Annotated in this window: 19 protein-coding genes; 9 read left to right on the forward strand and 10 right to left on the reverse strand. The window is 68.7% G+C overall.

Going from position 1 to position 22,393, the window contains the following annotated elements; translation table 11 throughout:
* Positions 1-80 precede the first annotated feature (80 nt).
* Positions 81-1,388 (forward strand): PQQ-dependent sugar dehydrogenase, encoded by a 1,308-nt coding sequence (locus H7A85_RS01170; protein WP_182084052.1) that lies wholly within the window; start codon positions 81-83, stop codon positions 1,386-1,388.
* A gap of 7 nt (positions 1,389-1,395) precedes the next feature.
* On the opposite strand, the gene H7A85_RS01175 is transcribed toward H7A85_RS01170, so the two are convergent.
* The 5 genes from H7A85_RS01175 to H7A85_RS01195 form a co-directional block, all read right to left on the reverse strand.
* Positions 1,396-2,382: an AraC family transcriptional regulator gene (locus H7A85_RS01175; RefSeq protein ID WP_182084053.1), complete on the reverse strand. Its 987-nt coding sequence runs from the start codon at positions 2,380-2,382 to the stop codon at positions 1,396-1,398.
* A gap of 224 nt (positions 2,383-2,606) precedes the next feature.
* On the reverse strand, positions 2,607-3,428 hold the full coding sequence (locus H7A85_RS01180) for an ABC transporter ATP-binding protein (RefSeq protein WP_182084054.1): 822 nt from the start codon (positions 3,426-3,428) through the stop codon (positions 2,607-2,609).
* Positions 3,425-5,437 carry a Fe(3+)-hydroxamate ABC transporter permease FhuB gene (fhuB, locus tag H7A85_RS01185; RefSeq protein ID WP_280514896.1) on the reverse strand — a complete coding sequence of 671 codons (2,013 nt, stop codon included), beginning with the start codon at positions 5,435-5,437 and terminating at the stop codon, positions 3,425-3,427. The genes H7A85_RS01180 and fhuB overlap by 4 nt, the downstream gene beginning before the upstream one ends.
* Complete coding sequence (locus tag H7A85_RS01190; protein ID WP_182084055.1) at positions 5,434-6,309, reverse strand: ABC transporter substrate-binding protein; 876 nt, start codon at positions 6,307-6,309, stop codon at positions 5,434-5,436. Before H7A85_RS01190 ends, fhuB begins: the two co-directional genes overlap by 4 nt.
* Positions 6,310-6,732: 423 nt before the next feature.
* Positions 6,733-7,908, reverse strand: coding sequence for a YihY/virulence factor BrkB family protein (locus H7A85_RS01195; protein WP_182084056.1), 1,176 nt, complete (start codon positions 7,906-7,908; stop codon positions 6,733-6,735).
* A 222-nt stretch (positions 7,909-8,130) separates the two neighbouring features.
* Between H7A85_RS01195 and H7A85_RS01200 the strand changes: the two genes are divergently transcribed.
* The 5 genes from H7A85_RS01200 to H7A85_RS01220 all read left to right on the forward strand — a co-directional run bounded on the left by H7A85_RS01200 (position 8,131) and on the right by H7A85_RS01220 (position 12,926).
* Positions 8,131-8,634, forward strand: a complete 504-nt coding sequence (locus H7A85_RS01200; protein WP_182084057.1) for a helix-turn-helix transcriptional regulator — start codon at positions 8,131-8,133, stop codon at positions 8,632-8,634.
* Between the two features lie 215 nt (positions 8,635-8,849).
* The gene (locus tag H7A85_RS01205; RefSeq protein WP_182084058.1) at positions 8,850-9,194 is read left to right on the forward strand and encodes a YbaN family protein; all 345 of its coding nucleotides are present in this window, start codon (positions 8,850-8,852) and stop codon (positions 9,192-9,194) included.
* A 137-nt stretch (positions 9,195-9,331) separates the two neighbouring features.
* Positions 9,332-10,282 carry a substrate-binding domain-containing protein gene (locus H7A85_RS01210; RefSeq protein ID WP_182084059.1) on the forward strand — a complete coding sequence of 317 codons (951 nt, stop codon included), beginning with the start codon at positions 9,332-9,334 and terminating at the stop codon, positions 10,280-10,282.
* A gap of 53 nt (positions 10,283-10,335) precedes the next feature.
* Positions 10,336-11,916 carry a sugar ABC transporter ATP-binding protein gene (locus H7A85_RS01215; RefSeq protein ID WP_182084060.1) on the forward strand — a complete coding sequence of 527 codons (1,581 nt, stop codon included), beginning with the start codon at positions 10,336-10,338 and terminating at the stop codon, positions 11,914-11,916.
* On the forward strand, positions 11,913-12,926 hold the full coding sequence (locus tag H7A85_RS01220) for an ABC transporter permease (protein ID WP_182084061.1): 1,014 nt from the start codon (positions 11,913-11,915) through the stop codon (positions 12,924-12,926). The genes H7A85_RS01215 and H7A85_RS01220 overlap by 4 nt, the downstream gene beginning before the upstream one ends.
* 250 nt (positions 12,927-13,176) lie before the next feature.
* On the opposite strand, the gene H7A85_RS21045 is transcribed toward H7A85_RS01220, so the two are convergent.
* A complete protein-coding gene (locus H7A85_RS21045) occupies positions 13,177-13,917 on the reverse strand; it encodes a MucR family transcriptional regulator (RefSeq protein ID WP_182084062.1) in 741 nt (246 codons plus the stop codon).
* A gap of 302 nt (positions 13,918-14,219) precedes the next feature.
* Between H7A85_RS21045 and H7A85_RS01230 the strand changes: the two genes are divergently transcribed.
* The gene (locus H7A85_RS01230) at positions 14,220-15,443 is read left to right on the forward strand and encodes an MFS transporter (RefSeq protein ID WP_182084063.1); all 1,224 of its coding nucleotides are present in this window, start codon (positions 14,220-14,222) and stop codon (positions 15,441-15,443) included.
* Positions 15,444-15,628: 185 nt separating this feature from the next.
* Here the strand turns inward: H7A85_RS01230 and H7A85_RS01235 are convergent, their stop codons facing one another.
* Complete coding sequence (locus tag H7A85_RS01235) at positions 15,629-16,291, reverse strand: OmpA family protein (protein ID WP_182084064.1); 663 nt, start codon at positions 16,289-16,291, stop codon at positions 15,629-15,631.
* Between the two features lie 311 nt (positions 16,292-16,602).
* Between H7A85_RS01235 and H7A85_RS01240 the strand changes: the two genes are divergently transcribed.
* Positions 16,603-17,496 (forward strand): tetratricopeptide repeat protein, encoded by an 894-nt coding sequence (locus H7A85_RS01240; RefSeq protein WP_182084065.1) that lies wholly within the window; start codon positions 16,603-16,605, stop codon positions 17,494-17,496.
* A gap of 16 nt (positions 17,497-17,512) precedes the next feature.
* Here the strand turns inward: H7A85_RS01240 and H7A85_RS01245 are convergent, their stop codons facing one another.
* From H7A85_RS01245 to H7A85_RS20975, 3 genes are all read right to left on the reverse strand, one after another.
* Complete coding sequence (locus H7A85_RS01245) at positions 17,513-18,898, reverse strand: MFS transporter (protein WP_182084066.1); 1,386 nt, start codon at positions 18,896-18,898, stop codon at positions 17,513-17,515.
* 163 nt (positions 18,899-19,061) lie between these two features.
* Positions 19,062-20,093 carry an aspartate-semialdehyde dehydrogenase gene (locus H7A85_RS01250; protein ID WP_182084067.1) on the reverse strand — a complete coding sequence of 344 codons (1,032 nt, stop codon included), beginning with the start codon at positions 20,091-20,093 and terminating at the stop codon, positions 19,062-19,064.
* Between the two features lie 263 nt (positions 20,094-20,356).
* On the reverse strand, positions 20,357-20,482 hold the full coding sequence (locus H7A85_RS20975) for a hypothetical protein (protein WP_280514897.1): 126 nt from the start codon (positions 20,480-20,482) through the stop codon (positions 20,357-20,359).
* 254 nt (positions 20,483-20,736) lie between these two features.
* On the opposite strand from H7A85_RS20975, the gene H7A85_RS01255 reads away from it, so the two are divergent.
* Positions 20,737-22,392, forward strand: a complete 1,656-nt coding sequence (locus H7A85_RS01255) for an MFS transporter (RefSeq protein ID WP_182084068.1) — start codon at positions 20,737-20,739, stop codon at positions 22,390-22,392.
* Position 22,393: the final 1 nt, after the last annotated feature.

Here is a 22,393-nt window from a genome sequence, read left to right on the forward strand (position 1 = left end):
GGGGCGGGCGCCGGGTTTAGTTCGCTGGGAAACGGGGCGCCGCGGGGCGGCCCGGCTCTTCCCGCGAGGAACTCTCGAATATGCGATCTTCCCTTCTTCTCACCGGCCTTGCCGCGCTCCTCGCCGGCACGGCGCTTGCGGGCCCTTCGCTCGCCCAGGATACCAACAGCCAAGGCGAGCGCCTGCCCCATGTCGACGGCAACGCCCCGGCGACCGGTGCGGGCCAAGCGGCGACCGGCGAGCCGGTGGAAACCGAGGCCGCCAACGCGCCGGACCAGAAGCCCGCCTTCGCCGCCCAGACGCGCGCGCCCCAGCCTGCCGACATGCCGGAGGTGAAGACCGCCCTCGTCGCCGAAGGCCTGCCGAACCTCTGGGCGCTGGAGTTCATGGCCGACGGCCGCATGCTGGTGACCGCCAAGGAGGGCAAGCTCCTGATCCTGCCGGCGGACGGCAAGGGCGAGCCGGTCGAGGTGTCGGGCGTGCCGGAGGTCGCCTCCGCCGGCCAGGGCGGGCTTCTCGACGTGGCGCTCGGCCCCGACTTCGCCAGCGACGGGCTGGTGTTCTTCACCTTCTCCGAGCCGCGCGGGGCCGAGGGCAACGGCACCTCGCTCGCCCGTGCCAAGCTGACGGAGACGAACGGCTCGGCCGCGCTGGAGGACATGGATGTCATCTTCCGGCAGACGCCGAGCTACGACGGCGACAAGCATTTCGGCTCGCGCATCGTGTTCGACGGGCAAGGCCACCTGTTCCTGGGCGTCGGCGAGCGCTCCGACGAGCCGATCCGCGACCAGGCGCAGAACCTCGATTCGGGCCTCGGCAAGGTGTTCCGCATCAATGCCGATGGCTCGATCCCGGACGACAACCCCTTCGTCGGACGGGACGGGGCGCTGGACGCGATCTGGAGCTACGGCCACCGCAACATTCAGTCGGCGGTGCTCGGCCCCGACGGCGCGGTCTGGACGATCGAGCACGGCGCGCGCGGCGGCGACGAGCTCAACCGGCCGGAAGCGGGCAAGAACTACGGCTGGCCGGTGATCACCTACGGCGTGTCCTATGGCGGCCAGCCGATCGGCGAGGGCATCACGCAGACGGACGGCATGGAGCAGCCGGTCTACTACTGGGACCCGGTGATCGGCCCCTCCGGCATGGCGATCTACGAGGGGACGGAGTTCCCCGAATGGAAGGACGCGATCCTGGCCGGCGGCCTCGTCGCGCAGGGGCTGGTGGTGCTGCGCATGAACGAGGACGGTCAGGTGGCGAGCGAGGAGCGCGTGCCGCTCGAAGCGCGCATCCGGGACGTTAAGGTCGGGCCGGACGGCGCAGTCTACGCGGTCACCGAAACGCGGGGCGGGGGCGGCTCTACCATCCTGCGCCTCACCAAGGGCTGAGGATCGCTCAAGCGCCGCGCCGGCTGGTTTCGGACGGAAGGCAGCCGTAGCGCGTCCGGTAGCGGCGCGAAAAGTCGCTGAGGTGGAAGAAGCCCCAGCGGTAGGCGATCTGCGACACGTGGAGGCGCCCGGCATTGGCCTGGAGGTCGGCATGGGCGCGCTCCAGCCGGCGCTCCAGGATGTAGCCGATCGGCGTCTGGCCGGTCTGCGAGCGGAAGCTCGCCTGCAGCGTGCGCACGCTGGCGGCGGCCGCGCGCGCGATCTGCGACACGGTGATGGGCTCGGCCAGATGCGCCTCGATGAAGTCGAGCGAGCGGGCGACGACGCGCGCCGCGTTCTCCTCGCCGTGGCCGTGCCACCCCTCCTCCTGCGGCCAGGCGGCGAGGATCTGGTTGAGGAGAAGGTCGTGCAGGAGCGGCGTGGACAGGGCGTTCGCGCCCTCGTCCAGATCGCCGGCGAGCCGCCTCATCGTATGGGCGAGCGCGCGCATCGGCAGGCTCGACAGATCCGCCAGCGGGCGAAAGGCGGGACGGCGCGACCCGGTCAACACCTCGAGGCGCTCCTCCAACGCATGGGCGCGGATGTTGCAGTGGACGACCTCGGATCGCGGGGCGCAGCGCGTGCGCAGGATCCGAGATGAACGGATCAGCGAGGCCTGGCTCGCGTCGGCCGTGTAGGCGAAACCATCGGCGTCGCGGGCGAAATGCCCGCGCAGGGGAACGCTCAACGTGTAGACGTTCTCGTCGAAGCGCGGCAGGCTTTCGAAACCCGTGACGGAACGCATGCGCCAGACCGAAACGTCCGGCCCGATCGTCCCTTTGAGATCGAGATCGGGCGCCTCACGCCCCACCGCGCGCAGGCGGATGGGGCAGGTGAGAGCCGCGTTGATCCGGTCGAAGCCGTCGTTCCCGGCGACCGTTTCCCGATACGAGCGGAAGGGCGAGGGCTTGGATCCCCCGATCGAGGAAGCCTCCATGGCGACGGCGTGATACATCGGTCGATACCCCGTCCGGAAACGGCGGCCCCGCTTCGGGCGACCGATCCGCCCGCCGCAAGGCGAGCATCGGCCGAGAGCGAGCACCCGTGTTCGCTCTGTCGTTGTGATACAACCATGCATTCAATCGTGCGCGAAATAAATCGCCGGAATCCTATTATTTTCGTAATGGTCCGTTCCGAAATCTCGAACCAGGGGTTGCGCCGCGTCCGGGTAGCTGCCGCTCAGGCCGGAACGGCGACGGGCTCCGGCCGGCCGGGATGGCGCATCACGGCCATGTCGAGACCGTAGATCGCCTTGAGCGACGGAGCGGTGACGACCTCCTCAGGCGTTCCGCGCGCGACGAGACGCCCGTTCTTCAGCGCCATGATCTCGTCGCAGAAGCGGGCGGCCATGTTGATGTCGTGGAGCACTACGACGACGCCGAGCCCCCGCTCGTGGCTCAAGGCCCGCACGAGGCCGAGAACCTCGATCTGGTGGGCGACATCGAGCGCCGAGATCGGCTCGTCGAGGAGCATGCAGCCGGGGTTCTGCGCCACCAGCATGGCGAGCCAGGCGCGCTGGCGCTCGCCTCCCGAAAGCGCGTCCACCGGGCGCTCGGCGAAGGGCTGCGTGTGCGTCGAGCGCAGCGCGCCTTCGACATGGGCGCGGTCCTCGGGAGAGAACCGGCCGAACGGCCCGTGCCAGGGGTAGCGCCCGAGGGCGACGAGCTCGCGCACCAGAAGGCCGGGCGCGGGCGGGGTCGTCTGCGGCAGATAGGCGACGTGGCGGGCGAACTCGCGCTCGCCCCAGCTCTTCAGGTCCCGGTCGCCGAAGCGCACGGCCCCGGCGGAGGGCTGCTCCTGCCGGGCGAGAAGCTTCAGGAGCGTCGATTTGCCCGAACCGTTGTGCCCGACGAGCGCGACGACGCGCCCCGGCGCGATGTCGAGGCTCAACGGCTCCAGAAGCACCCGACCCGGAATGGAGAAGCCGAGCCCCTCCAGCCGGAAGCCGGCCGGCTCGGCGGCAGTGGTCTCGGGGCGGGGCAAGGGCTCAGGATGGGTCATCGGCGGGGCGATCCTTGGCGGGCGAGAAGGAGCATCAGGCAGGGCGCGCCGACCAGCGCGGCGACGAGGCCGGTCGGCAGAACCCAGGGGAAGGCGATCGTGCGCCCGATCCAGTCCGCCAGAACCAGAAGCGCGCTTCCGGCCAGTGCCGACAGGAGAAGGGCGGGAAGCGGCCGGTGGACCCCCGCCATGCGCACGATGTGGGGCGCCATCAGCCCCGCGAAGGTCAGCGGCCCGGCGATCGGCGTGGCGCAGGCGGTCAGAACGGCGGCCAGCGCGAAGAGCGCGAGGCGCGAGGCGCCCAAGGGAAGGCCGAGCGCGCGCGACACCGGCCCGCCGAGCGGCAGAAGCGCCAGCGCGCGCACGGCGAGGCAGGCGAGGGCGAGAAGCACGGCGGCGGCGAGGGCTGCCAGAACGGCGCTTCGCTCCGTCAGCCCGTTGGTCGAGCCCGCCATCCAGCCGAACACCATAAGGGCGCGCGGATCGCCGGTGGCCGACAGGAGGCCCACCACGGCATCCAGAAGCGCGTTGAGGGCGATGCCGGCCAGAAGCACGCGCTCCGGCTGGAAACCGGAGCGTCGCCCGACGGCGAGAACGGCCGCGACCGTTGCGAGGCTTCCCGCCACGGTCGCCGCGCCGATGGCGGCGGCCCCCGGGGCGGAAAGAAGAAACAGGGCGAGCGCGGCCGCGAAGGCGGCTCCCGCGCTGACGCCTAAGACCTCGGGGCTCGCCATCTCGTTGCCGGTGAGGCGCTGGAGGATCAGCCCCGCCGCGCCTAGCATGGCGCCGGCGGCGGCCGAGCCGAGAAGGCGCGGCCAGCGCCAGGGCAGGATTTCGGGAAGGAGTGTCGGCGACAGGATGCCCCAGCGCCCGCTCGCGGGGTCGGGCCCGACCAGAAGCGCTATGAAGAGGAGAAGGGCGAGGGCGATGAAGGCCAGAAGGGCGCGGCGTCTTGCCGGCCCGGGTGCCCGGCGCCGAACGCCGGGTTCGGCGGGCATCGGAGCGCGATCGCCCGGCGCCAGACGCGGCAGAAGCCACAGAAGCAGCGGCGAGCCGAAGATCGCGGTCACCGCCCCGGTCGGCAGGAACGCGTCCTCCAGGGTGGACACGGCCTGGAGCGCGGCATCGGTGAGAAGCAGGAGGAAGGCGCCGATCAGGATCGAGAGCCCGAGCCGGGCGGCGAAGGATCGCGTGCCCGCGAGCCGGGCCAGGACCGGCGCCACCAGCCCGACGAAGCCGATGACGCCGACGGCGCTCACCGTGAAGGCGGACAGGAGGACGGCGAGGAGGACGGCAAGAAGGCGGATGGCGCCGGGATCGAGACCGCGCGCCCGCGCGCCGGCGTCGTCGAGGTCGAGCAGCGACAAGGGGCGCAGGAGAAGAAGCGCCGGGGGCACGAGAAGCGCCAGACGAAAGGCGAGATCCTCGAACGGCTGCCAGCTCTGCTGGCTGAGCGAGCCCGCGCCCCAGATGAAGAGGCTGGCGAGATAGCGCTCGTTCAGAAGCGTCAGGATGCCCGAAAGGGCGCCGGCATAGAGGCCGACGACGAGGCCCGCGAGGATCAGCGACACGGCGGCGAAATGGCGCCGGCGCACCAGTGCGAAGACGAGAAGCGTCGACGCGATGCTTCCCGCCAGCGTCACGAGATCTCGCCCCCAGCCGAAGAGGCCGGGTGCCCAAAGGGTGGCGAGCGCCAGCGCCAGGCGCCCGCCTGCGTCGATGCCAAGGGTCGTCGGTGAGGCCAGCGGGTTGCGCAGCGCCTGCTGCAGGAAGGCGCCCGAAGCGGCGAGCGCCCCGCCGCACAAGAGAGCCATGGCGAGGCGCGGCAGGGTGGAGTGCAGAAGCGTCAGCCGCGCGGCATCGTAGCCGCCCGGCAGGGCGGCGGCGGTCCCGGACCAGAGCGCGGCAACGGGTGCGGCCACGACATAGGCCGCGAGCGCCAGCGCGATCAGGCCGAGCGCCGAAACGCTCATCCATGGCGAAGCGGGACGGCGAACGGTCAGACTCAAGCCGCCCGCTCCGCGAGTTCGCGCGTCAGAAGCTCGGCGAAGCGCGCGGCCGAGGGCAGGGCGCCGAACATCAGAACCGCCGGCAGGCGCGAAATGCGCCCCTCGCGCACGAAGGGAAGCGCGGTCCAGAGCGGGCTTTGCGGCAGGACGCGGTTAAGATCGGGCGGCTCGGGTGCGAAGCTGACGAGGCGCGCCTCCCCCATCTCCGCCAGCCGCTCGATGCCCAGCGTCGCAAAGCCCCAGGGGTTCACTTCGCCGGCGAAGGCGTTGGTGAGGCCGAGCTGGTCCAGGGTGTTGCCGTAGAGGCTGGCGCGGCCGTAGACGCGCACATGGCGCGTGTCCATGAAGCTGACGAGAAGCAGAGGCGGGGTGCGCGGGGGCAGCTTCGCCCGGAGGGCGGCAAGCCGCGCGTCGAAGCCGGCAAGCGCCGCCTCGGCTTCTCGAGCGAGACCGAGGCGGCGGCCGAGAATCGTGGTGATCTCGCGCGAGCGCAGCAGCGGCTCGGGGCCCGCGCCGTAGATCGTCAGCCGCTCCACGGGAGCGATGCGGGCGACCGCGGGCTCGGCCATGGCGACATAGTCGGTGGACAGGACGAGATCGGGTCGGAGCGCGGCGAGGCGCTCAAGGTTGGGCTCCTGCGAGGCGCCGAGATCGGCGACGGAAGGCGGCAGCTTCGGCTCGACGACCCAGGTGTCCCAGTCGGCCGCCGCCATCACGGCAAGCGGCGTCAGCCCAAGGAGCAGCAGGGTTTCTGCAAGCGCGTAGTCGAGACAAGCGATGCGGCGGGGAAACGCACCTTGCGCGCGCACGGGACCTGTCGTCGTGGCAGCGGCGAGCGCGAGGGACAGGAAGGAACGGCGATGAAGGGGCATGGTGCGAAATCTGGAGGCGTTTCCTCCGATTTTCCGTAGCGCGGGCCATTCGGTGGAGCAAGGGCGAAGCGGCGACCACGGTCCGGAAGGCACCCGCGAGCCGATAGAAGGGGCGACCCGGTTCTCACCGACACCATCCGCCCCACCGCTTCGAGGGGGCCTCTTGGGTTCCACGCCCTTACTGCTCCTCTACCCGGCGTGGCGCGTAGCATGTCGTGAACACGCGTCGCCGATCCTACGGTGGCGATGGCGCGAACGGTTTGCGAGCATGTGCCCCGATGCGCCGTCCTTCGCACTTCGCTCCACCGGCTTCGGCGCGGGGCACCCCCATCCGGCTGGTCCGGCGGACCGAGGCGCGCCCCTTCCGCTCCGGCGCAGCGGTGAAAAGCGCGCGCGATCGGTCCGCGCGCGCCGTCCCTTGTTTCAGCCCTTGGCTTCGCCGATCGTGTCGGCCATGCGCGCGCCGCGCGCGCCCATGGGCTTGGCCGGGCTCGTGGTGGTGTCACGTGCGGTCTGGTGCTCCAACTCGGCATTCAGCTCGGCGCCGAGCAGCACCACCATGGTGGACACCCAGATCCAGGTCATGAAGCCGATCGCCGCGCCGAGCGAGCCGTAGGTCTCGTCGTAGTTGCCGAAGTTCTGCGCGTAGAACGAGAAACCGATGGAGAAGATCACCCACAGGACGGCGGCCACGACCGCGCCCCAGGACACCCAGCGCCAGCGCGCCGTGGTTCGGCTCGGGCCCATCCGGTAGACCACCGACAGCCCGGCCGCGACGACGACGAGAAGGATCGGCCAGCGCAGGAACAGGAGCCAGGGCTCGATCGCGCCGAGGCCCACGAACTCGAAGACGATCGGCAGGAGCACCACGCAGGCGAGCGCCAGGATCAGGAACACCAGCGTCGACAGGGTGAACAGGAGGGACACGAGCGTCAGCTTGATGAAGCTGCGCTTTTCTTCCTCCTCGTAGACGATGTTGAGCGCGTCGAAGAGGGTCTTCATCCCTGCGTTCGCGCTCCACAGCGCGATGCCGAGACCGAACACCAAGCCGAGGCCGAGCTTGCCGTCGCTTTTCGATGCGACGCGGGCCATCTGTTCGCCGATGATGTCCATCGCCCCGCCGGGCAGGAAGCCGGAAAGAACCTGCATCTGGTCGCCGAAGTTCGAGGCGTCCGTGAACAGGCCGTAGATCGATACCATGGCGGTGATGGCGGGAAACAGGGCGAGGAGGACGTAGAAGGTGACGCCCGCCGAAACCAGCATCAGCCGGTCGTGGGAGAATTCCTCGACCGTACGCCAGAGAACGTCCTTCCAGCCGCGCGCCGGGATCTCGCCCGGGCGCTCCGCATGCCGCCCGCGCCCACGCTCCAGGCTTTCGGACGGGTCGGCGTGGCTGTTCTTGGGTTGGCCGAAGCTGGCTTCCTCCGACGGAGCGGCCGGGGTGGCCCGGCGCCGGGCGCCGGTGCCCCGTTCGTCCCGCCGGTCGCTCTGAACGAGCGCGCCCAGAACGCCGAGCGAGGCGAGGGAGGCGAGCCCCAACACGATCTCGCCGCGTCCCAGCGGGCGGGTGCGGCTGTTGTTGTCAGGCGCGCGCGGCATCGTATCCCTCCGGTTGTGATCCTGGCGGCATTGCAACGCAAGAATCGCCGATCCGATCCCGTCCGGGCCGCAATGCGGCCACAAATGCACGACCGGACCGAGCGAACATGGGCCCGACTCCTGTGTTGGCGGCGACTTTCGAGCCGCAGGCGGGAGCCGTTGATTTTGCGCACGCAGGATCAACCCATCGCTTGTCATCGTATCGCCCGAAATCGTATCGTAATGACGCAACGTCCGGTGGGTGGGTTGCTTTCGAACGACTCGTCGACGGGCAGGCTTATTATCGACGAATTCATAGTAGAGATTGTTATTTTGATAGCTAAAGATCCCATCGACATCCATATCGGATCGCGTCTTCGCTTCATTCGCGACAAGCGCAGCATGACGCTGGGGCATGTCGGTCGGAAGTTGGGTCTGACCTATCAGCAGATCCGCAAATACGAGAGCGGCGACAACCGGTTGAGCGCGAGCCGGCTCTACCAGCTGTCGGCTCTCTTCGGCGTGGAGCCGGCCTTCTTCTACGACGGGCTGGACTTGGCGTCGGCATGGGGGCCGTCCCGCGGCGGCGGCGCCGACCACGCTGCGCTGGACCCGGTCCTGAAGCGGATCGCCAATCCCGAAGCGCGCTACCACATCGAGAAGCTGATCCAGATCCTGGGTGGGTTGCAGGGCGAGCAGACGGTGGAAGGCGGCGCCAAGCTGTACGGCGAGGTGGGAACGCCCTGACGCCCCGTTTCGCCTGACGTCGCCGGGCGCGGCGGTGTGACCCTCGCCGTATCGCCGGGCCACGGCTCCCAAAGCCGCCCCGAAGAACCGAGCGACGGTTCACGGCCTGGAACCCGAGGTCGCAATTCGCCCTTCATCATGCCATGGACCCCGCTTTGGACGTCGAACCGCGCGACGAACGCCGCTTGCCGGCTGCGGGCGCCTTGAAACGCTGGATGTTTCGCGCCTTGGCCATGGCGGCGCTCGGGCTCGCGATTCTGGGCGTCGCGCTGCCCGGTCTTCCCACCACGCTGTTTCTTCTTCTGGCCGCCTGGGCGGCGGCGCGAAGCTCGCCGGAACTTGCCGCGCGCATCGACAACCACCCCCGGTTCGGCCCGCCCTTGCGCGCCTGGCGAGAGCGGGACGTCGTTCCCCTGCGGGCCAAGATCTTCGCCCTCGGCTCCATGGCCGCGAGCCTTGCGATCCTCGGCTGGAGCGGCGCGCCGGCGATCGCACTGGCGGGGGTGGGCGCCGTCATGGTCGCGGTGGCGGCGTTTCTTCTCACCCGCCCGTCGGATTGAAAGCGCAAATATCACGCCCGGTGGCTCCAACCCCCGCTTGCGCCCGTTCCGGCCCATGATAGCTTGACCCTCGGTCCGTTCGACCCCGGCGAAGATCGGGGCGCGGATCGTCAGGCGAGATCTCGGGAGGATCCATCATGAACAGGCGTTCGTTCCTGTTGTCGTCGGCGGCCTTGGGCGCGTTCGCGCTGGCGCCGTCCATCGGTTCGGCTCAAGGGGCCAACCTCAAGGTCCTCGGCTCCGTGCCGAGCCTCACCTTCCCCTTCTTCGTTCACATGCTGAACCAGATCAAGGCGGAGGCCGCCGCGATCGGCGGGATCGACCTGATCGAAAGCGACGGCCAGAACTCGGCGCCCAAGCAGACGGGCGACGTCGAGGCGGCCGTGGTGCAGAGCGTCGATGCCATCGTCATCTCGCCGCTCGACGTGAACTCGCTGGCGCCCGCCGTGGAGCAGGCGGTGCAGGCCGGCATTCCGGTGGTGACCATCGATCGCCGGGTGGACGGGGTGGAGGGCATCCTCGCCCATGTCGGCGCCGACAATTCCAAGGGCGGCGAAGCGCAGGCGCAGGCGATCATGGCGGCCAAGCCGGACGGTGCCACCATCTTCCACCTCCAGGGCCAGCCGGGCGCGGGCCCCGCGATCGACCGGAACAAGGGCGTCCACGCCGTTCTCGACGGGCAGGACAAGTACAAGATCGTCTTCGAGCAGACCGCCAACTTCGCGCGCGCCGAAGCCCTGTCGGTGACGGAAGCCGGCCTCACCGCCCACGGCAAGCCGGACGTCATCGTCTGCGCCAACGACGACATGGCGCTCGGCGCGCTCGAAGCCTGCACCGCCGCGGGCCACACGGACGTCCTGATCTACGGGTTCGACGCGCTGCCGGAAGCGCTCGCGGCCGTTCGCGACGGCAAGCTCGCCGGCACGGTGGAGCAGTTCCCCGGCGAGCAGGCGCGCCGGGCGCTGCGCATCGCGGTGGACTTCGCCAAGACCAAGGTGAAGCCGGCCGAGACACAGGTCCTTCTCACCCCGATCGTCATCGGCAAGGACAATCTCGACAAGGCCGAGCGCCTCGGCGAAGCCGGCTGACGGGAGCCGTTCCGCGCGGGTCGCCTTGCCAAGGCCCGCGCGGAACGCCGGACATGCTGAGCCCATCGTCGCCATCCGACGCGCCGCGCAACCGGCCGCTTCTCGAAATGCAGGGCATCGGCAAGGATTTTGCCGGCGTCCGGGCGCTCGACGACGTGTCGCTGCGCCTTTATCCCGGCGAGATTCTCGGCCTGATGGGCGAGAACGGGGCGGGCAAGTCGACGCTTCTGAAGATCCTGTCCGGCGTCCAGCCGCCCTCGCGCGGCGAGATCCGCATCGACGGCGAGACCGTGCGGCTCGCCGACCCGGTCGAAGCGATGGCGCGCGGCATCGTGACGATCCACCAGGAACTCTCGCTGATCCCGACCTTGTCGGTGGCCGAGAACATCTTCGTCGGCCGGGCGCCGATCGGCCGGCTCGGTCTCGTCAGCTGGGGCGCGATGCGCGAAGCGGGTGCCCGCGCGATCGCGCGCGTCGGGCTCCGGCTCGACGTGCGCACGCCCGTCTCGGCGCTGTCGGTCGCCGAGCAGCAGATGGTGGAGATCGCGCGCGCCCTCTCGCTCCATTCGCGCGTCATCGTCATGGACGAGCCGACCTCGGCCCTGTCCGAAGCCGAGGTCGTCCGGCTTCTTGCCATCATGCGCCGGCTGCGGGGCGAGGGCGTTTCGATCATGTTCGTGACCCACCGCCTGGAAGAAGCGTCGGCCGTGTGCGACCGGATGACGGTCTTGCGCGACGGGCGCCTCGCGGGCGAACTGACACGCGGCTCCGAGCCCATCCCCGTGCCGGCCGTGATCGAGCGCATGGTGGGGCGGGCGGCGTCCGAACTCTACGCGCGGCCCGCCGAGCGCCCGGCGCCCGGCCCGGTGCGCCTGTCCATTCGCGGTCTGGCGACCCGGCGCAACCCGGACGCTCCGCACGCGATCGTCCTGCGCGGCGTCGACCTCGACGTGCGGGCGGGCGAAATCCTCGGCATCGCCGGGCTTGTCGGGTCGGGGCGCACGGAGCTCGCGCGCGCCATCTTCGGCGCCGACCCGATCGAGGCGGGCGAGATGCGCCTCGACGGCGAGCCGCTGGCGCCCGCTTCGCCGGCGGAGGCGATAGCGCAGGGGCTCGGGCTCGTTCCCGAAGACCGCAAGCATCAGGCGATCTTTCCCGCGCTCGGCATCCTGCCGAACTTTTCCGTCGCCTCGCTTCGTGCCTATGCACAAGCGCTCGGCTTCATGGCCGAGCGGCGCGAGCGCGACGACCTGTCCCGCTATCGCCGGCTCCTGAACATCCGCATGGCGGGCCCCGAGCAGCCGATCGCCAGCCTTTCGGGCGGCAACCAGCAGAAGGTGATCCTCGCCCGTTGGCTGACGCTGGACCCCAAGGTGCTGCTCGTCGACGAGCCGACGCGCGGCGTCGATGTCGGCGCCAAGGCGGAAGTGCACCAGATCCTGGTGGCGCTCGCGGCGCGCGGGATCGCCGTCGTCGTGATCTCCTCGGAGCTGCCGGAAATCCTGGCGGTCAGCGACCGGATCGTCACCATGCGCGAGGGCCGCATCACCGGCGAGGTGCCGGGCGCGGGCGCGCGAGAAGAAGACCTCATGGCGCTGATGGCGCTGGGCCCGGGCGAGGAGGCGCGTTCATGACGGCAGCGAGCGAAGAGGCGGCGCGCCGCCCGGTCAACGTCTTCCGCATCCTGAAGACCTTCGGGCCGCTTCTGTTTCTTCTGGTGCTGATGGTGGTCTTCGCCCTCGTCAACCCGAACTTCCTCAATCCGACCAACCTCTTCAACGTCCTGCGCCAGATCTCGATCACCGGGCTGATCGCGCTCGGCATGACCTTCGTGATCCTGACGGCGGGCATCGACCTGTCGGTCGGCTCGCTGGTGGCCTTGAGCGGCATGGTGGCGGCGGTGGTCGCCAAGGGCGGGGCGGCCAACACCCTGTCGCTCGGGGCGGCGGGGGGCGGCGGCTATGGCTGGTTCGCCGCACTTCTGGCCGCGCTTCTCGTCGGCACGGTGTGCGGCGGGGTGCAGGGGCTTCTCATCACCCGCCTCAAGGTTCCGCCCTTCGTGGTGACGCTGGGCGGGCTCACCATCTTTCGCGGGCTGACGCTGACCTTGTCCAACGGCGGGCCGATCTCGGGCTTCGACGCTTCCATGCGCTGGTTCGGGACCGGCCTCGTCGGCCCCGTGCCGGTGCCGGTGATCGTCTTCGCCGTCGCCGCCCTCCTGTGCCACGTCGTCCTGCGCTACACGCGCTACGGGCGCTCGGTCTATGCGGTGGGCGGCAACCCGGAGGCGGCGCGCCTGTCCGGCCTTCGCGTCGATGCGATCCTCGTCTCCGTCTATGTGATCGTCGGCTTCTTCTGCGGCCTCGCCGCCTTCGTCCTGTCGGCGCGGCTGAACTCGGCCGAGGCGGTCGCCGGCATCGGCTACGAGCTGACCGTGATCTCGGCCGTGGTGATCGGCGGCACCAGCCTCTTCGGCGGGGTCGGCACGGTCGGGGGGACGGTGGTCGGAGCCGCGCTGATCGGGGTTCTCGTCAACGGGCTCGTCCTCAACAACGTCTCGTCCTACACGCAGCAGGTGGTGATCGGCGCGATCCTGATCCTCGCCGTCGCCTTCGACCGCTGGCTGAAGACGCGGGCGCGCTAGGAGCGGTTTTCGGGATCCTGCCCGAGGAACCGGCACTCCGGCGGCCTAGGGCGAAGCCGGGCAGGGGATCCGATTCCCGGCGGACCACTTGGCGCCGAGGAAGAGGCGCCCCCCATCGTCCTCGAACGAATCGCAACTCCGCCCGTGCGTGGAACTCCTCCGGACGCCAGCGACGGGGAAGGCCGACGCGAAAACGGGAGGCCCTTGGCGGACCTCCCGTTGGCTTGTTCCATGGTTGCGCGTCGCGGCGTCAGGCGGCGGCTGCATCCTTCTTGGCCGCGCGGCGGCGCTTGGGCGTCTTCGCCTCGTCGCTCGCCTCGGGCTCGGACGCGTCGTCCGCCTCGGCCTTCGCCGGGCTCTTGGCCTTGGCGGTTCGCCCCTTCGGCTTCGCGGGAGCCTTGGCGTCCTCCGCCTCGATCGGCTCGCTCGCCACGGCCTCGCTCTCGGCATCCTGGCTCTTGGCGGCCCGGCCGCGCTTGGGTGCCTTCGGCTCTTCCGCCGGTGCGGGCTCGGGCGGCTGCGTGCCCACCGGCTCGCTCGCGGCCTCGATCTCGAGTTCCACCAGTTCCTCGAGCTCGGGCTCCGGCAGAGCCTTGCGGCCGAGGCCGATGCTTTTTGCCAGCTCCGAACGCTTGGCCGCATAGTTCGCCGCCACCATCGGATAGTCGGCCGGCAGGCCCCACTTCTGGCGATAGGCTTCGGGCGACAGGTCGTAATGCGTCTTCAGGTGGCGCTTCAGCGACTTGAACTGCTTTCCGTCCTCCAAGCAGATCAAGTAGTCCGGCGTCACGGATTTCTTGACCGAAACGGCGGGAACCAGAGGAGCGGCAGGGCTCGGTTCGCTTTCCTTGGACGCACCGAAGTCGAGGCTGTCGTAGACGATGCCGATCAGGGGCGCGAGATCGTCTCGCGTCACGTGATTCTTGCTGACATAGGCCTTCACGATCTGAGCGGTCAGATGGCGACGCGAAACGTCCTTGCTGGTGTCCATTTCATCCTCTCGAAGTTTCGCGAACGAATAGCCCAGACAAGTATATGGGTCCACATGTTTATGATTGATCGAGGTGAGCGACAAATTTTGCTTGTCCTCTTGCGAAGCTTTCATGTCGTTGATCGATTTTTGCAATCACACCGTGTGAAAAGGCCGGCAGACGGTTCGACTGGAGCGGCGACCGGCGGGGGCGTCCTGCATCCGCGAGCGAAAGCGCATGCCTGTCATGCATTCCCGCCCATGGTGGTCGTCACAGTTTCGTGCTGATGCTCGGGGCGATTCGCTCTGGATACCTTACGTTCATGTCAGCTCCCTCCGTCGCCGCCGATTCCCTGAACGCCAGCATCGGATCGCAGCCGCGCGCGCCTCGGGTCGGTCTGGCGCTGGCCTCGCTGTCGCTCGGCTCCTTCGTGATCGGTGCGGGCGAGTTCGGCATCATGGGGCTCCTGCCCACCATCGCGCGCGATCTCGGCGTCTCCATTCCCCAGGCCGGCCTGCTGGTGACCGGCTATGCGCTCGGCGTCGTGTTCGGCGCGCCGCTGCTCGCCGTCCTTACCTCCCGCTGGGAGCGCCGACGCACCCTGTTCATGCTGGCCACGATCTTCGTGATCGGCAATCTCGCCTGCGCGCTCAGCCCCACCTACGAACTCCTGATGGCCGCGCGCCTCTTCACCGCGCTCGCCCACGGCGCCTTCTTCGGCATCGGCGCGGTGCTGGCCGCCGAGATCGCCGCGCCCGGCAAGGAAGCGCAGGCCATCTCCATGATGTTCGTCGGCATGACGCTCGCCAACGTCTTCGGCGTGCCGCTCGGCACCATGGTGGGGCAGGCCTTCGGCTGGCGCTCGGCCTTTCTTGCGGTCACGGGGCTCGCCGCCGTCACCGCCATTTCCATCGCTCTTTTCGTGCCGACCAGCCATCCGCGCCCGGGCGTTCGCTTCCGCGACGAGATGCGGGCTCTCGGGCGGCCGCCCGTGCTCCTCGCCATGCTGCTCAGCGTTCTCGCCTCCTCCGCACTCTTCGCGCTCTACACCTATATCGCGCCGCTGCTCGAAACCGAGACCGGCCTCGCCCCGACCTCGATCCCCTATCTCCTCTTCGTGCTCGGAACCGGCATGACCATCGGCAATCTCGCCGGCGCGCGTCTGGCCGACTGGAAGCTGATGCCCTCCATCATGGGCCTCTTCGCCGCCATGGCCTGCATCCTCACCGCGATCCACTTCTTCGCCGGTAGCGCCATCCCCATGATCGCCCTGATGCTGCTCTGGGGCGCCGTCGTGTTCGGCCTCACCTCGCCGATCCAGATGCGCATCGTCGCCACCGCGCAAGGGGCGCGCAATCTCGCCTCCACCATCAACCAGAGCGCCTTCAACCTCGGCAACGCCTTCGGCGCATGGCTCGGCGCCGCCCTGATCTCCGCGGGCTTCGGCTACGACACCCTGCCGCTCGCCTCCGCCGCCCTCGCGCTCGCAGCGCTCGCCGTCGCGGCCTACAGCTGGCGCATGGACAAGCGCGCGGCGGGGGAATGATCGCAGGGGTTCCACCCCTGCACCCCGCCAGGGGAAATGATTTCCCCTGGACCCCTCATCTTGCATGACAACAAAAAGGGGGCCGCGGGCCCCCTTTTTGTTGTCAAAAGAAAAGAAGGGTCCGGGAATTCATTCCCGGATGGGGGCCGGGGCGATAGCCCCGCAATCCCTACCCGTTGCCCCGCTCAGCCTGCCTGCAGCGGCGAGATGGAGATTTCGACGCGGCGGTTCTGGGCGCGGCCGGCTTCCGACTGGTTGGAGGCGACGGGGCGGCTCATGCCGTAGCCTTGCGTGTTGAGGCGGCGCGGGTTGACGCCCTGGCTGGCGAGGAACTGCGACACGGAGGATGCGCGGCGCTGGGACAGGGCGAAGTTGTAGCCTTCGCCACCGACATTGTCGGTATGGCCGGCGACGTCGACGATCGACTGGTCGTACTTGTTGAGCACGATCGAGACCGACTGGAGCACGGGGTAGAATTCCGAGCGGACTTGGTCCTGATTGGTGTCGAAGGTGATGTTGGAGGGCATGTTGAGGATGATCCGGTCGCCCTGGCGGGTGACGGACACGCCGGTGCCCTGGAGCTGGGCGCGAAGATCCGCCTCCTGGCGGTCCATGTAGGCGCCGATGCCGCCGCCGCCGATGGCGCCGATGCCGGCCCCGATCAAGGCGGCGCGGCCGGGGTCGCTGCCGGTGGCGCGGCCGACGAGATAGCCGCCGAGCGCGCCGGCGCCCGCGCCGATGCCGAGACCCCCGGCGGTGTTCGAGATCTTCTGTTCGCCGGTATAGGGGTCGGTGGTGCAGCCCGACAGGAGGCCGACGCTAAGCGCGACGAGAACAAGCTTCTTCATGACGGATTCCAGCCTTCCGATGGTCCGGGGCCCATTCGATCGAGGCCCTCGTTGGTCGTTGGGAAGGGGTTAGAAAACAGTCAAGGCTGGATTGGGGCTGGGACGGCGCATTTCCTGCGCGACGCGAAAAAACCTGTCGATCGTGTCTTGCCTGTCGCCTGCCGTGCCGCCCGGCGTTTTCCGGCGGGAGGATCGTTCTATGTTCCGGGTCGCATGGGTCGTCGGTTCGAGGAGGGAGCATGAGGACGCGGTACGGAGCGGCTACTCTGGCCTTCCTCGCCGGGATCGCAACCGGGAGAGGAGAGATCACCATGGCCGAGGAACCGATGGTGGTCGCCATCGAGGACGCGGGACAGCCGAGCGGCGAGACCGATTTCCGGACGCGGGTGGAGCGCATGCGCGCCACGCTTGACGACGCCAACGCCCGGTTCAGCGCGAGCGCGGCCGTGGCCGAATTGAACGCGCTGCGCGCCTATGCCGGCACCCGGCCGGAGCTTCTGCCCGAGCGGCGCGAAATCCTGTCGATGATCGGTGCGATCGCCTCGCGCTCGTCCTTGATGGAGTTCGAGGACGGGCTGGAGCCCTTGCGCGAGTTGATGATTTTGGGGGAGGGCGATACGCGCTCGCCCAAGCGGCGCCTCAACGACCACTACACTTATGCCGAGCTGGCCGCCGGCCAGGCGTGGCTTCCCGGCCATTCGGGGGGACATGCGCTGGCCGCCGAACATTATGGCCTGGCCGCGGCGCTGGCCGACGGACTTCCGGACTATACGGACGACCAGCGTGCCGGCATGCGCGAGAAGCAGGCCTACGAACTCCACGAGGCCGGGCGCTACGAGGAGGCGCTGGCGGTGAACCGGGATGTCCTATCCGAGGGCGAGCGCCTGTTCGGAGCGGAGGACGCCAAGCTCAAGACCGTTCTCACCAACATCGCCCAGAACCTCCATGCCATGGAGCGCAAGGCGGAGGCGGAGCCCTATCTCGTCCGCGTGCAGGGGATCGCGGAAGTCGGGGAGGATATCGAGACCGTTCAGGACATGTTGTTCCAACGCGGGGTGCTGGCCTTCGAACTCGGGCAGCCGGCCGAAGCGCGCGCCTTCATGCGCGAGCGGATCGCACGCTTGGAGGCAGCGGGTGATCCGGAACTCCTGGCGACCGCCAAGGAGGACTACGCCGAACTGGAACGGCGTTTGTCCAAACCCTGAGCGGGCGACGCCCCGTTCAGCCCTGCTCGGCGACCTTGTTAATGCGGGGCAGGGAAACGATCCAGAGCACGAGGCCGCACACGGCAAACGCGCCGAGCGAGAGATAGGCAACCGAGAACCCGTAGGCCGAGACGATCGTGCCGGCGATGGCGGGGCTGAGCGAAGCGCCGACGCCCTGGACCGTCATCACCGCGCCGAGCCCGGCATTGATCCGGCCCGTGCCCTTGAGGATGCGCGCGACGAGACCGGGCACGGCGACGCCGAGGAGCCCGGCGCCGACCCCGTCCAGCATCTGCACGGGAACGAGCGCATAGGGGCTCGGCCAGAGCCCGGCGATCAGGGCGCGGATCGGCAGGGCGAGGAGGGCCGCGACGAGAAGCAGGACATAGCCACGCCGGCCGGCGAAGGCTGCGGCCAGAAGCGCGACGGGAATCATCGTCAGTTGGGCGATGATCACGGTGGCGGCGGTGTAGGACACGGGATCGGCGAGAAGCGCCTGGAGGGTCGTCTGCTGACGGGCGGGATGGGTAGCCGGCTGTCCCGGCGTCGCGGTGGACGGGCCGATCGGGCTGGAGGCATCGCCCGACGCGGCGGGCTGGGTCGGGTTCGTCGCGTCCTCCACCGCGTTCTGCGCCACCTGCTGGCCGAGCAGCGGCAGCATCGCGCCGTTGCCGAAGTGGAACAGCATGAGCGTGGCCGCCAGAAGCAGGAGCGGGGTGGAGCGGTAAAGGACGGCGAAGCCGGATGGGGCCTCGCCCTTGCCCGCATCGCGCTTCTCCAGGCCGCGCGCTGCGTCGTGGTCGATGTCGCCTGGGCGGATCAGGAGCACCGCGGCGATGGAGCCGATCGCCATCACGGTCATCAGGATGAACACGGCCGGCAGGCCGAACTCGTAGCCGAAGAAGCCGGAGCCGGCGGCCGCCACGACGTTGCCGCCGTGGTTCCAGGCCTCGTTGCGCCCAAGCTGGTGGGGGAGGCCCTTCTGGCCCACCAGCCCGAGCGTCAGGCTGGCGAGCGCCGGACCGATGGCCGCGCCGGCGATGCCGGTCGCGATCTGCGAAGCGGCGACGAACGGAACGCTCGGCACGAACAGGATGGCCAGCGAGGCGAGGATCACCAGCGCGGCGCAGAAGGCGACGATGAAGCGCTTGGCGCGCGAGGCGTCGGCGAGTGCGCCGAGCGGCGTCGTCGCCAGCATCCCTGCGATGCCGCCGATCGTCATCACGTAGCCGATCGTATCGGTTCCCCAGCCCTGGCCGATCAGGAAGATGCCCAGGAACGGCCCGAGGCCGTCGCGTACATCCGCCAGGAAGAAGTTCACCGCGCCGAGCGCCTTGAGCGAGCGGGACGGCGAGGCGGGTGGAGAAGACGCCGATAAGGTGGGCGCCGAAGCGACAGTCATGGGCCGTCTCCGAAAACTCCAAGCTCAGCCCGGTCGGGTCAGCGCGCGATCAATTCACGCGCCCGTGAAATGGTTCCTTTCTGTTCGGACCGAATTCCGCGCCCCAATATGAAAAAGGGCCGGCCCAGTTGGACCAGCCCTTTCGAACACGGTGATGAAGGCCTCAGGCCGCCTTGCGCTGGCCGATCAGCTTGCGGTTGACGAGGAGCTCGGCGATCTGCACGGCGTTGAGCGCGGCGCCCTTGCGCAGGTTGTCGGCCACGACCCAGAGGTTGAGGCCGTTTTCCAGCGTCTGGTCCTCGCGGATGCGGCTGATATAGGTCGCGTCCTCGCCCGCCGTGTCGATCGGGGTGACGTAGCCGCCGTCCTCGCGGCTGTCGATCACCAGGCAACCCGGGGCTTCGCGAAGAATCTCGCGGGCCTCGTCGGCGGTGATCGGGTTTTCGAACTCGATGTTGACCGCTTCCGAATGGCCGATGAAGACCGGCACGCGCACGGCCGTGCAGGTGACCTTGATCTTCGGGTCGAGCATCTTCTTGGTCTCGGCCATCACCTTCCACTCTTCCTTGGTGGAGCCGTCCTCCATGAAGACGTCGATATGGGGGATGACGTTGAAGGCGATGCGCTTGGTGAACTTCTTGGCTTCCACGGGGTCGGACACGAACACGGCGCGCGACTGGGTGAAAAGCTCGTCCATCCCGTCCTTGCCCGCGCCCGAGACCGATTGGTAGGTCGACACGACGACGCGACGAATCTTGGCCTTGTCGTGCAGGGGCTTGAGCGCCACCACGAGCTGCGCGGTGGAGCAGTTCGGATTGGCGATGATGCGGCGCTTGGTGAAGCCGGCGACCGCGTCGGCGTTGACTTCCGGCACGATCAAGGGAACGTCCGCGTCGTAGCGGAAGGCCGAGGAATTGTCGATCACGACGCAGCCGTCCTTGGCGATGCGCGGCGCCCATTCCTTGGCGACCGAGCCACCCGCCGACATCAGGCAGATGTCGGTGCCGGCCCAATCATAGCTTTCCAGAGCCTTGACCTTGAGCGTCCTGTCGCCGAACGACACCTCGGTGCCTTGGCTCCGGCGCGAGGCCAGCGCCACCACCTCGTCGGCGGGAAAGCCGCGCTCGTCGAGGATCCCCAGCATCTCGCGGCCGACATTGCCCGTCGCGCCGACCACAGCCACCTTGTAGCCCATCTTCTACCCCCGTCAGTTTCCGCGCCCCGAGAACCGATTGTCACGCTCTTTTCGCCCCGTCCCGGGGGCGGCGGGACGAGGGGTCAGATAATGATGGTGGTTTTGGTGAGGCCGAGCGCGAACATGGAACAAGCTCATGCGCCGGGCGCGGCGCGAAGTCAATCGGTCGCAGGCAAGCTCCAATACGCAAAAGGGCCCGAGGCGATCGCCGCCTCGGGCCCTGGATTCCATGGTGCCTCGCCTGGCCGGCGAGGCCGGCGCGTTCAGGCGCGGCGGTCGGGATAGGCGCCGCCGGCCGGCTGCGGGGTGGCCGAGCGGCGCGCCGCGCGCTCAGCGATCTTCTTGGTGACCCAACCCACGACCAGGGCCTTGATGATACCGCGAATCATGATGCTCTCCTCGAAACGATGACGGTGCGAACTCGATCAGGGAGGGGAATGCGTCTCTCGGCCAAGGGTTCCCGAGGCCGGCTCGCGGCAGGATTGTGGCGGGATTGGGAAGAACAACTTCCAATTTTCGAAAAAGTGGTTAGCCTTTTCATCCGAGCGCTGGGGAAGCGCTGCCGCCGTCATCCGCGGCTCTGGGAGGAAAACGCGTGACAAGCTATCCAACGAGCGCCGCCACGGCGTCCGAACGACAACCCATGACGAAGCGCGAGCGCAAGGTGATCATCGCCTCGTCGCTCGGCACGGTTTTCGAGTGGTACGACTTCTATCTCTACGGGACGCTCGCCGCGATCATCGGCAAGCAGTTCTTCTCGCAGTTTCCGCCGGCCACCCAGGCGATCTTCGCGCTCCTGACCTTTGCCGCCGGCTTCCTGGTGCGCCCGTTCGGCGCGCTCGTGTTCGGCCGGCTCGGCGATCTCGTCGGGCGCAAGTACACGTTCCTTCTGACCATCCTGATCATGGGCCTGTCGACCTTCGCGGTCGGCCTCCTGCCGGGCTACGACCAGATCGGCGTCGCCGCACCGATCATTCTCGTGGCGCTTCGCATGGCGCAGGGGCTGGCGCTCGGCGGCGAATACGGCGGCGCGGTCGTCTATGTCGCGGAGCATTCGCCGCGCAACCGGCGCGGCTTCTACACCGCCTGGATCCAGACCACGGCGACGATGGGCCTGCTCCTGTCGCTCTTCGTGATCGTGACGCTGCGCATCAACATGGGCGAAGAGGCGTTCGCGACCTCGCAGCCGCTGTTCCTCGGGCTCCAGGGCGGCTGGCGCATCCCCTTCCTTCTGTCGATCATCCTGCTTCTGGTGTCGATCTACATCCGGCTCCAGATGCACGAATCGCCGATCTTCCAGAAGATGAAGGAAGAGGGCACCCAGTCCAAGGCGCCGCTTTCCGAAGCCTTCGGCAACTGGCGCAACGGGAAGATCGTGCTGATCGCGCTGTTCGGCCTCGTGATCGGCCAGGCGGTGGTCTGGTACACCGGGCAGTTCTACGCCCTGTTCTTCCTGCAGACGGTCCTGAAGATCGATCTTCTGACCGCCAACGTGCTGATCGCCTGGGCGCTCCTGCTCGCCACGCCCTTCTTTCTCGTGTTCGGCGCCCTGTCGGACCGGATCGGGCGCAAGCCGGTAATCCTGGCAGGCTGCCTCATCGCGGCGGCCACCTACTTCCCGCTGTTCAGCGGGCTGACCTCGGCCGCCAATCCGACCTATGCGAGCGCGATCGAGACCGTGCGCGCCGAGGTCGTGGCCGATCCCGCCACCTGCGGCTCGCTGTTCGACCCGGTGGGCATCCGCACCTTCACCAGCCCTTGCGACGTGGTGCGCCGGACCCTGTCGCAGCAGGCCTTCCGCTACACGCAGGTCAACGCGCCGGCGGGAAGCCCGACGCAGCTCGTGGTCAACGGCGGGGCGCCGATCGTCTTCACCGACGCCCCCGCCTTCACCGCCGCGCTCGGCCCCGCCATGGTGGCGGCCGGCTATCCGGCGGCCGACGACCCGGCCAAGGTGAAGATCGACGGCTTCTTCTCCGCGCTGGGCAGTTTCCAGGCGTTGAAGGTGATCGCGATCCTCTGGGTCATGGTCGTGTATGTCACCATCGTCTACGGGCCGATCGCCGCCGCGCTGGTGGAGTTCTTCCCGACCCGCATCCGCTACACCGCGATGTCCTTGCCCTACCACATCGGCAACGGCTGGTTCGGCGGCCTCCTGCCGGCGACCTCGTTCGCGATCGTCGCCTCCACCGGCGATATCTTCGCCGGCCTCTGGTATCCCGTGATCTTCGCGCTCCTGACGGTGGCGATCGGCGTCATCTTCGTCCGTGAGAAGAAGGGCGTCGATCTCGCCGACTGAC

This window comes from Aureimonas sp. ME7 (assembly GCF_903970965.1).
In the GTDB taxonomy this organism is placed as follows: Bacteria; Pseudomonadota; Alphaproteobacteria; order Rhizobiales; family Rhizobiaceae; genus Aureimonas.

Excerpts from the sequence above, each read along its gene's own strand:
- H7A85_RS01235 (WP_182084064.1), bottom strand. The coding sequence starts at position 16,291 with ATGAAGAAGCTTGTTCTCGTCGCGCTTAGCGTCGGCCTCCTGTCGGGC.
- H7A85_RS01195 (WP_182084056.1), bottom strand. The coding sequence starts at position 7,908 with ATGCCGCGCGCGCCTGACAACAACAGCCGCACCCGCCCGCTGGGACGC.
- H7A85_RS01175 (WP_182084053.1), bottom strand. The coding sequence starts at position 2,382 with ATGTATCACGCCGTCGCCATGGAGGCTTCCTCGATCGGGGGATCCAAG.
- H7A85_RS01240 (WP_182084065.1), top strand. The coding sequence starts at position 16,603 with ATGGCCGAGGAACCGATGGTGGTCGCCATCGAGGACGCGGGACAGCCG.
- H7A85_RS01210 (WP_182084059.1), top strand. The coding sequence starts at position 9,332 with ATGAACAGGCGTTCGTTCCTGTTGTCGTCGGCGGCCTTGGGCGCGTTC.
- H7A85_RS21045 (WP_182084062.1), bottom strand. The coding sequence starts at position 13,917 with ATGGACACCAGCAAGGACGTTTCGCGTCGCCATCTGACCGCTCAGATC.
- H7A85_RS01220 (WP_182084061.1), top strand. The coding sequence starts at position 11,913 with ATGACGGCAGCGAGCGAAGAGGCGGCGCGCCGCCCGGTCAACGTCTTC.
- H7A85_RS01190 (WP_182084055.1), bottom strand. The coding sequence starts at position 6,309 with ATGCCCCTTCATCGCCGTTCCTTCCTGTCCCTCGCGCTCGCCGCTGCC.
- H7A85_RS01255 (WP_182084068.1), top strand. The coding sequence starts at position 20,737 with ATGACGAAGCGCGAGCGCAAGGTGATCATCGCCTCGTCGCTCGGCACG.
- H7A85_RS01215 (WP_182084060.1), top strand. The coding sequence starts at position 10,336 with ATGCTGAGCCCATCGTCGCCATCCGACGCGCCGCGCAACCGGCCGCTT.
- H7A85_RS01205 (WP_182084058.1), top strand. The coding sequence starts at position 8,850 with ATGTTTCGCGCCTTGGCCATGGCGGCGCTCGGGCTCGCGATTCTGGGC.
- H7A85_RS01230 (WP_182084063.1), top strand. The coding sequence starts at position 14,220 with ATGTCAGCTCCCTCCGTCGCCGCCGATTCCCTGAACGCCAGCATCGGA.
- H7A85_RS01170 (WP_182084052.1), top strand. The coding sequence starts at position 81 with ATGCGATCTTCCCTTCTTCTCACCGGCCTTGCCGCGCTCCTCGCCGGC.
- H7A85_RS01250 (WP_182084067.1), bottom strand. The coding sequence starts at position 20,093 with ATGGGCTACAAGGTGGCTGTGGTCGGCGCGACGGGCAATGTCGGCCGC.
- H7A85_RS20975 (WP_280514897.1), bottom strand. The coding sequence starts at position 20,482 with ATGATTCGCGGTATCATCAAGGCCCTGGTCGTGGGTTGGGTCACCAAG.
- H7A85_RS01245 (WP_182084066.1), bottom strand. The coding sequence starts at position 18,898 with ATGACTGTCGCTTCGGCGCCCACCTTATCGGCGTCTTCTCCACCCGCC.
- H7A85_RS01180 (WP_182084054.1), bottom strand. The coding sequence starts at position 3,428 with ATGACCCATCCTGAGCCCTTGCCCCGCCCCGAGACCACTGCCGCCGAG.
- H7A85_RS01200 (WP_182084057.1), top strand. The coding sequence starts at position 8,131 with ATGACGCAACGTCCGGTGGGTGGGTTGCTTTCGAACGACTCGTCGACG.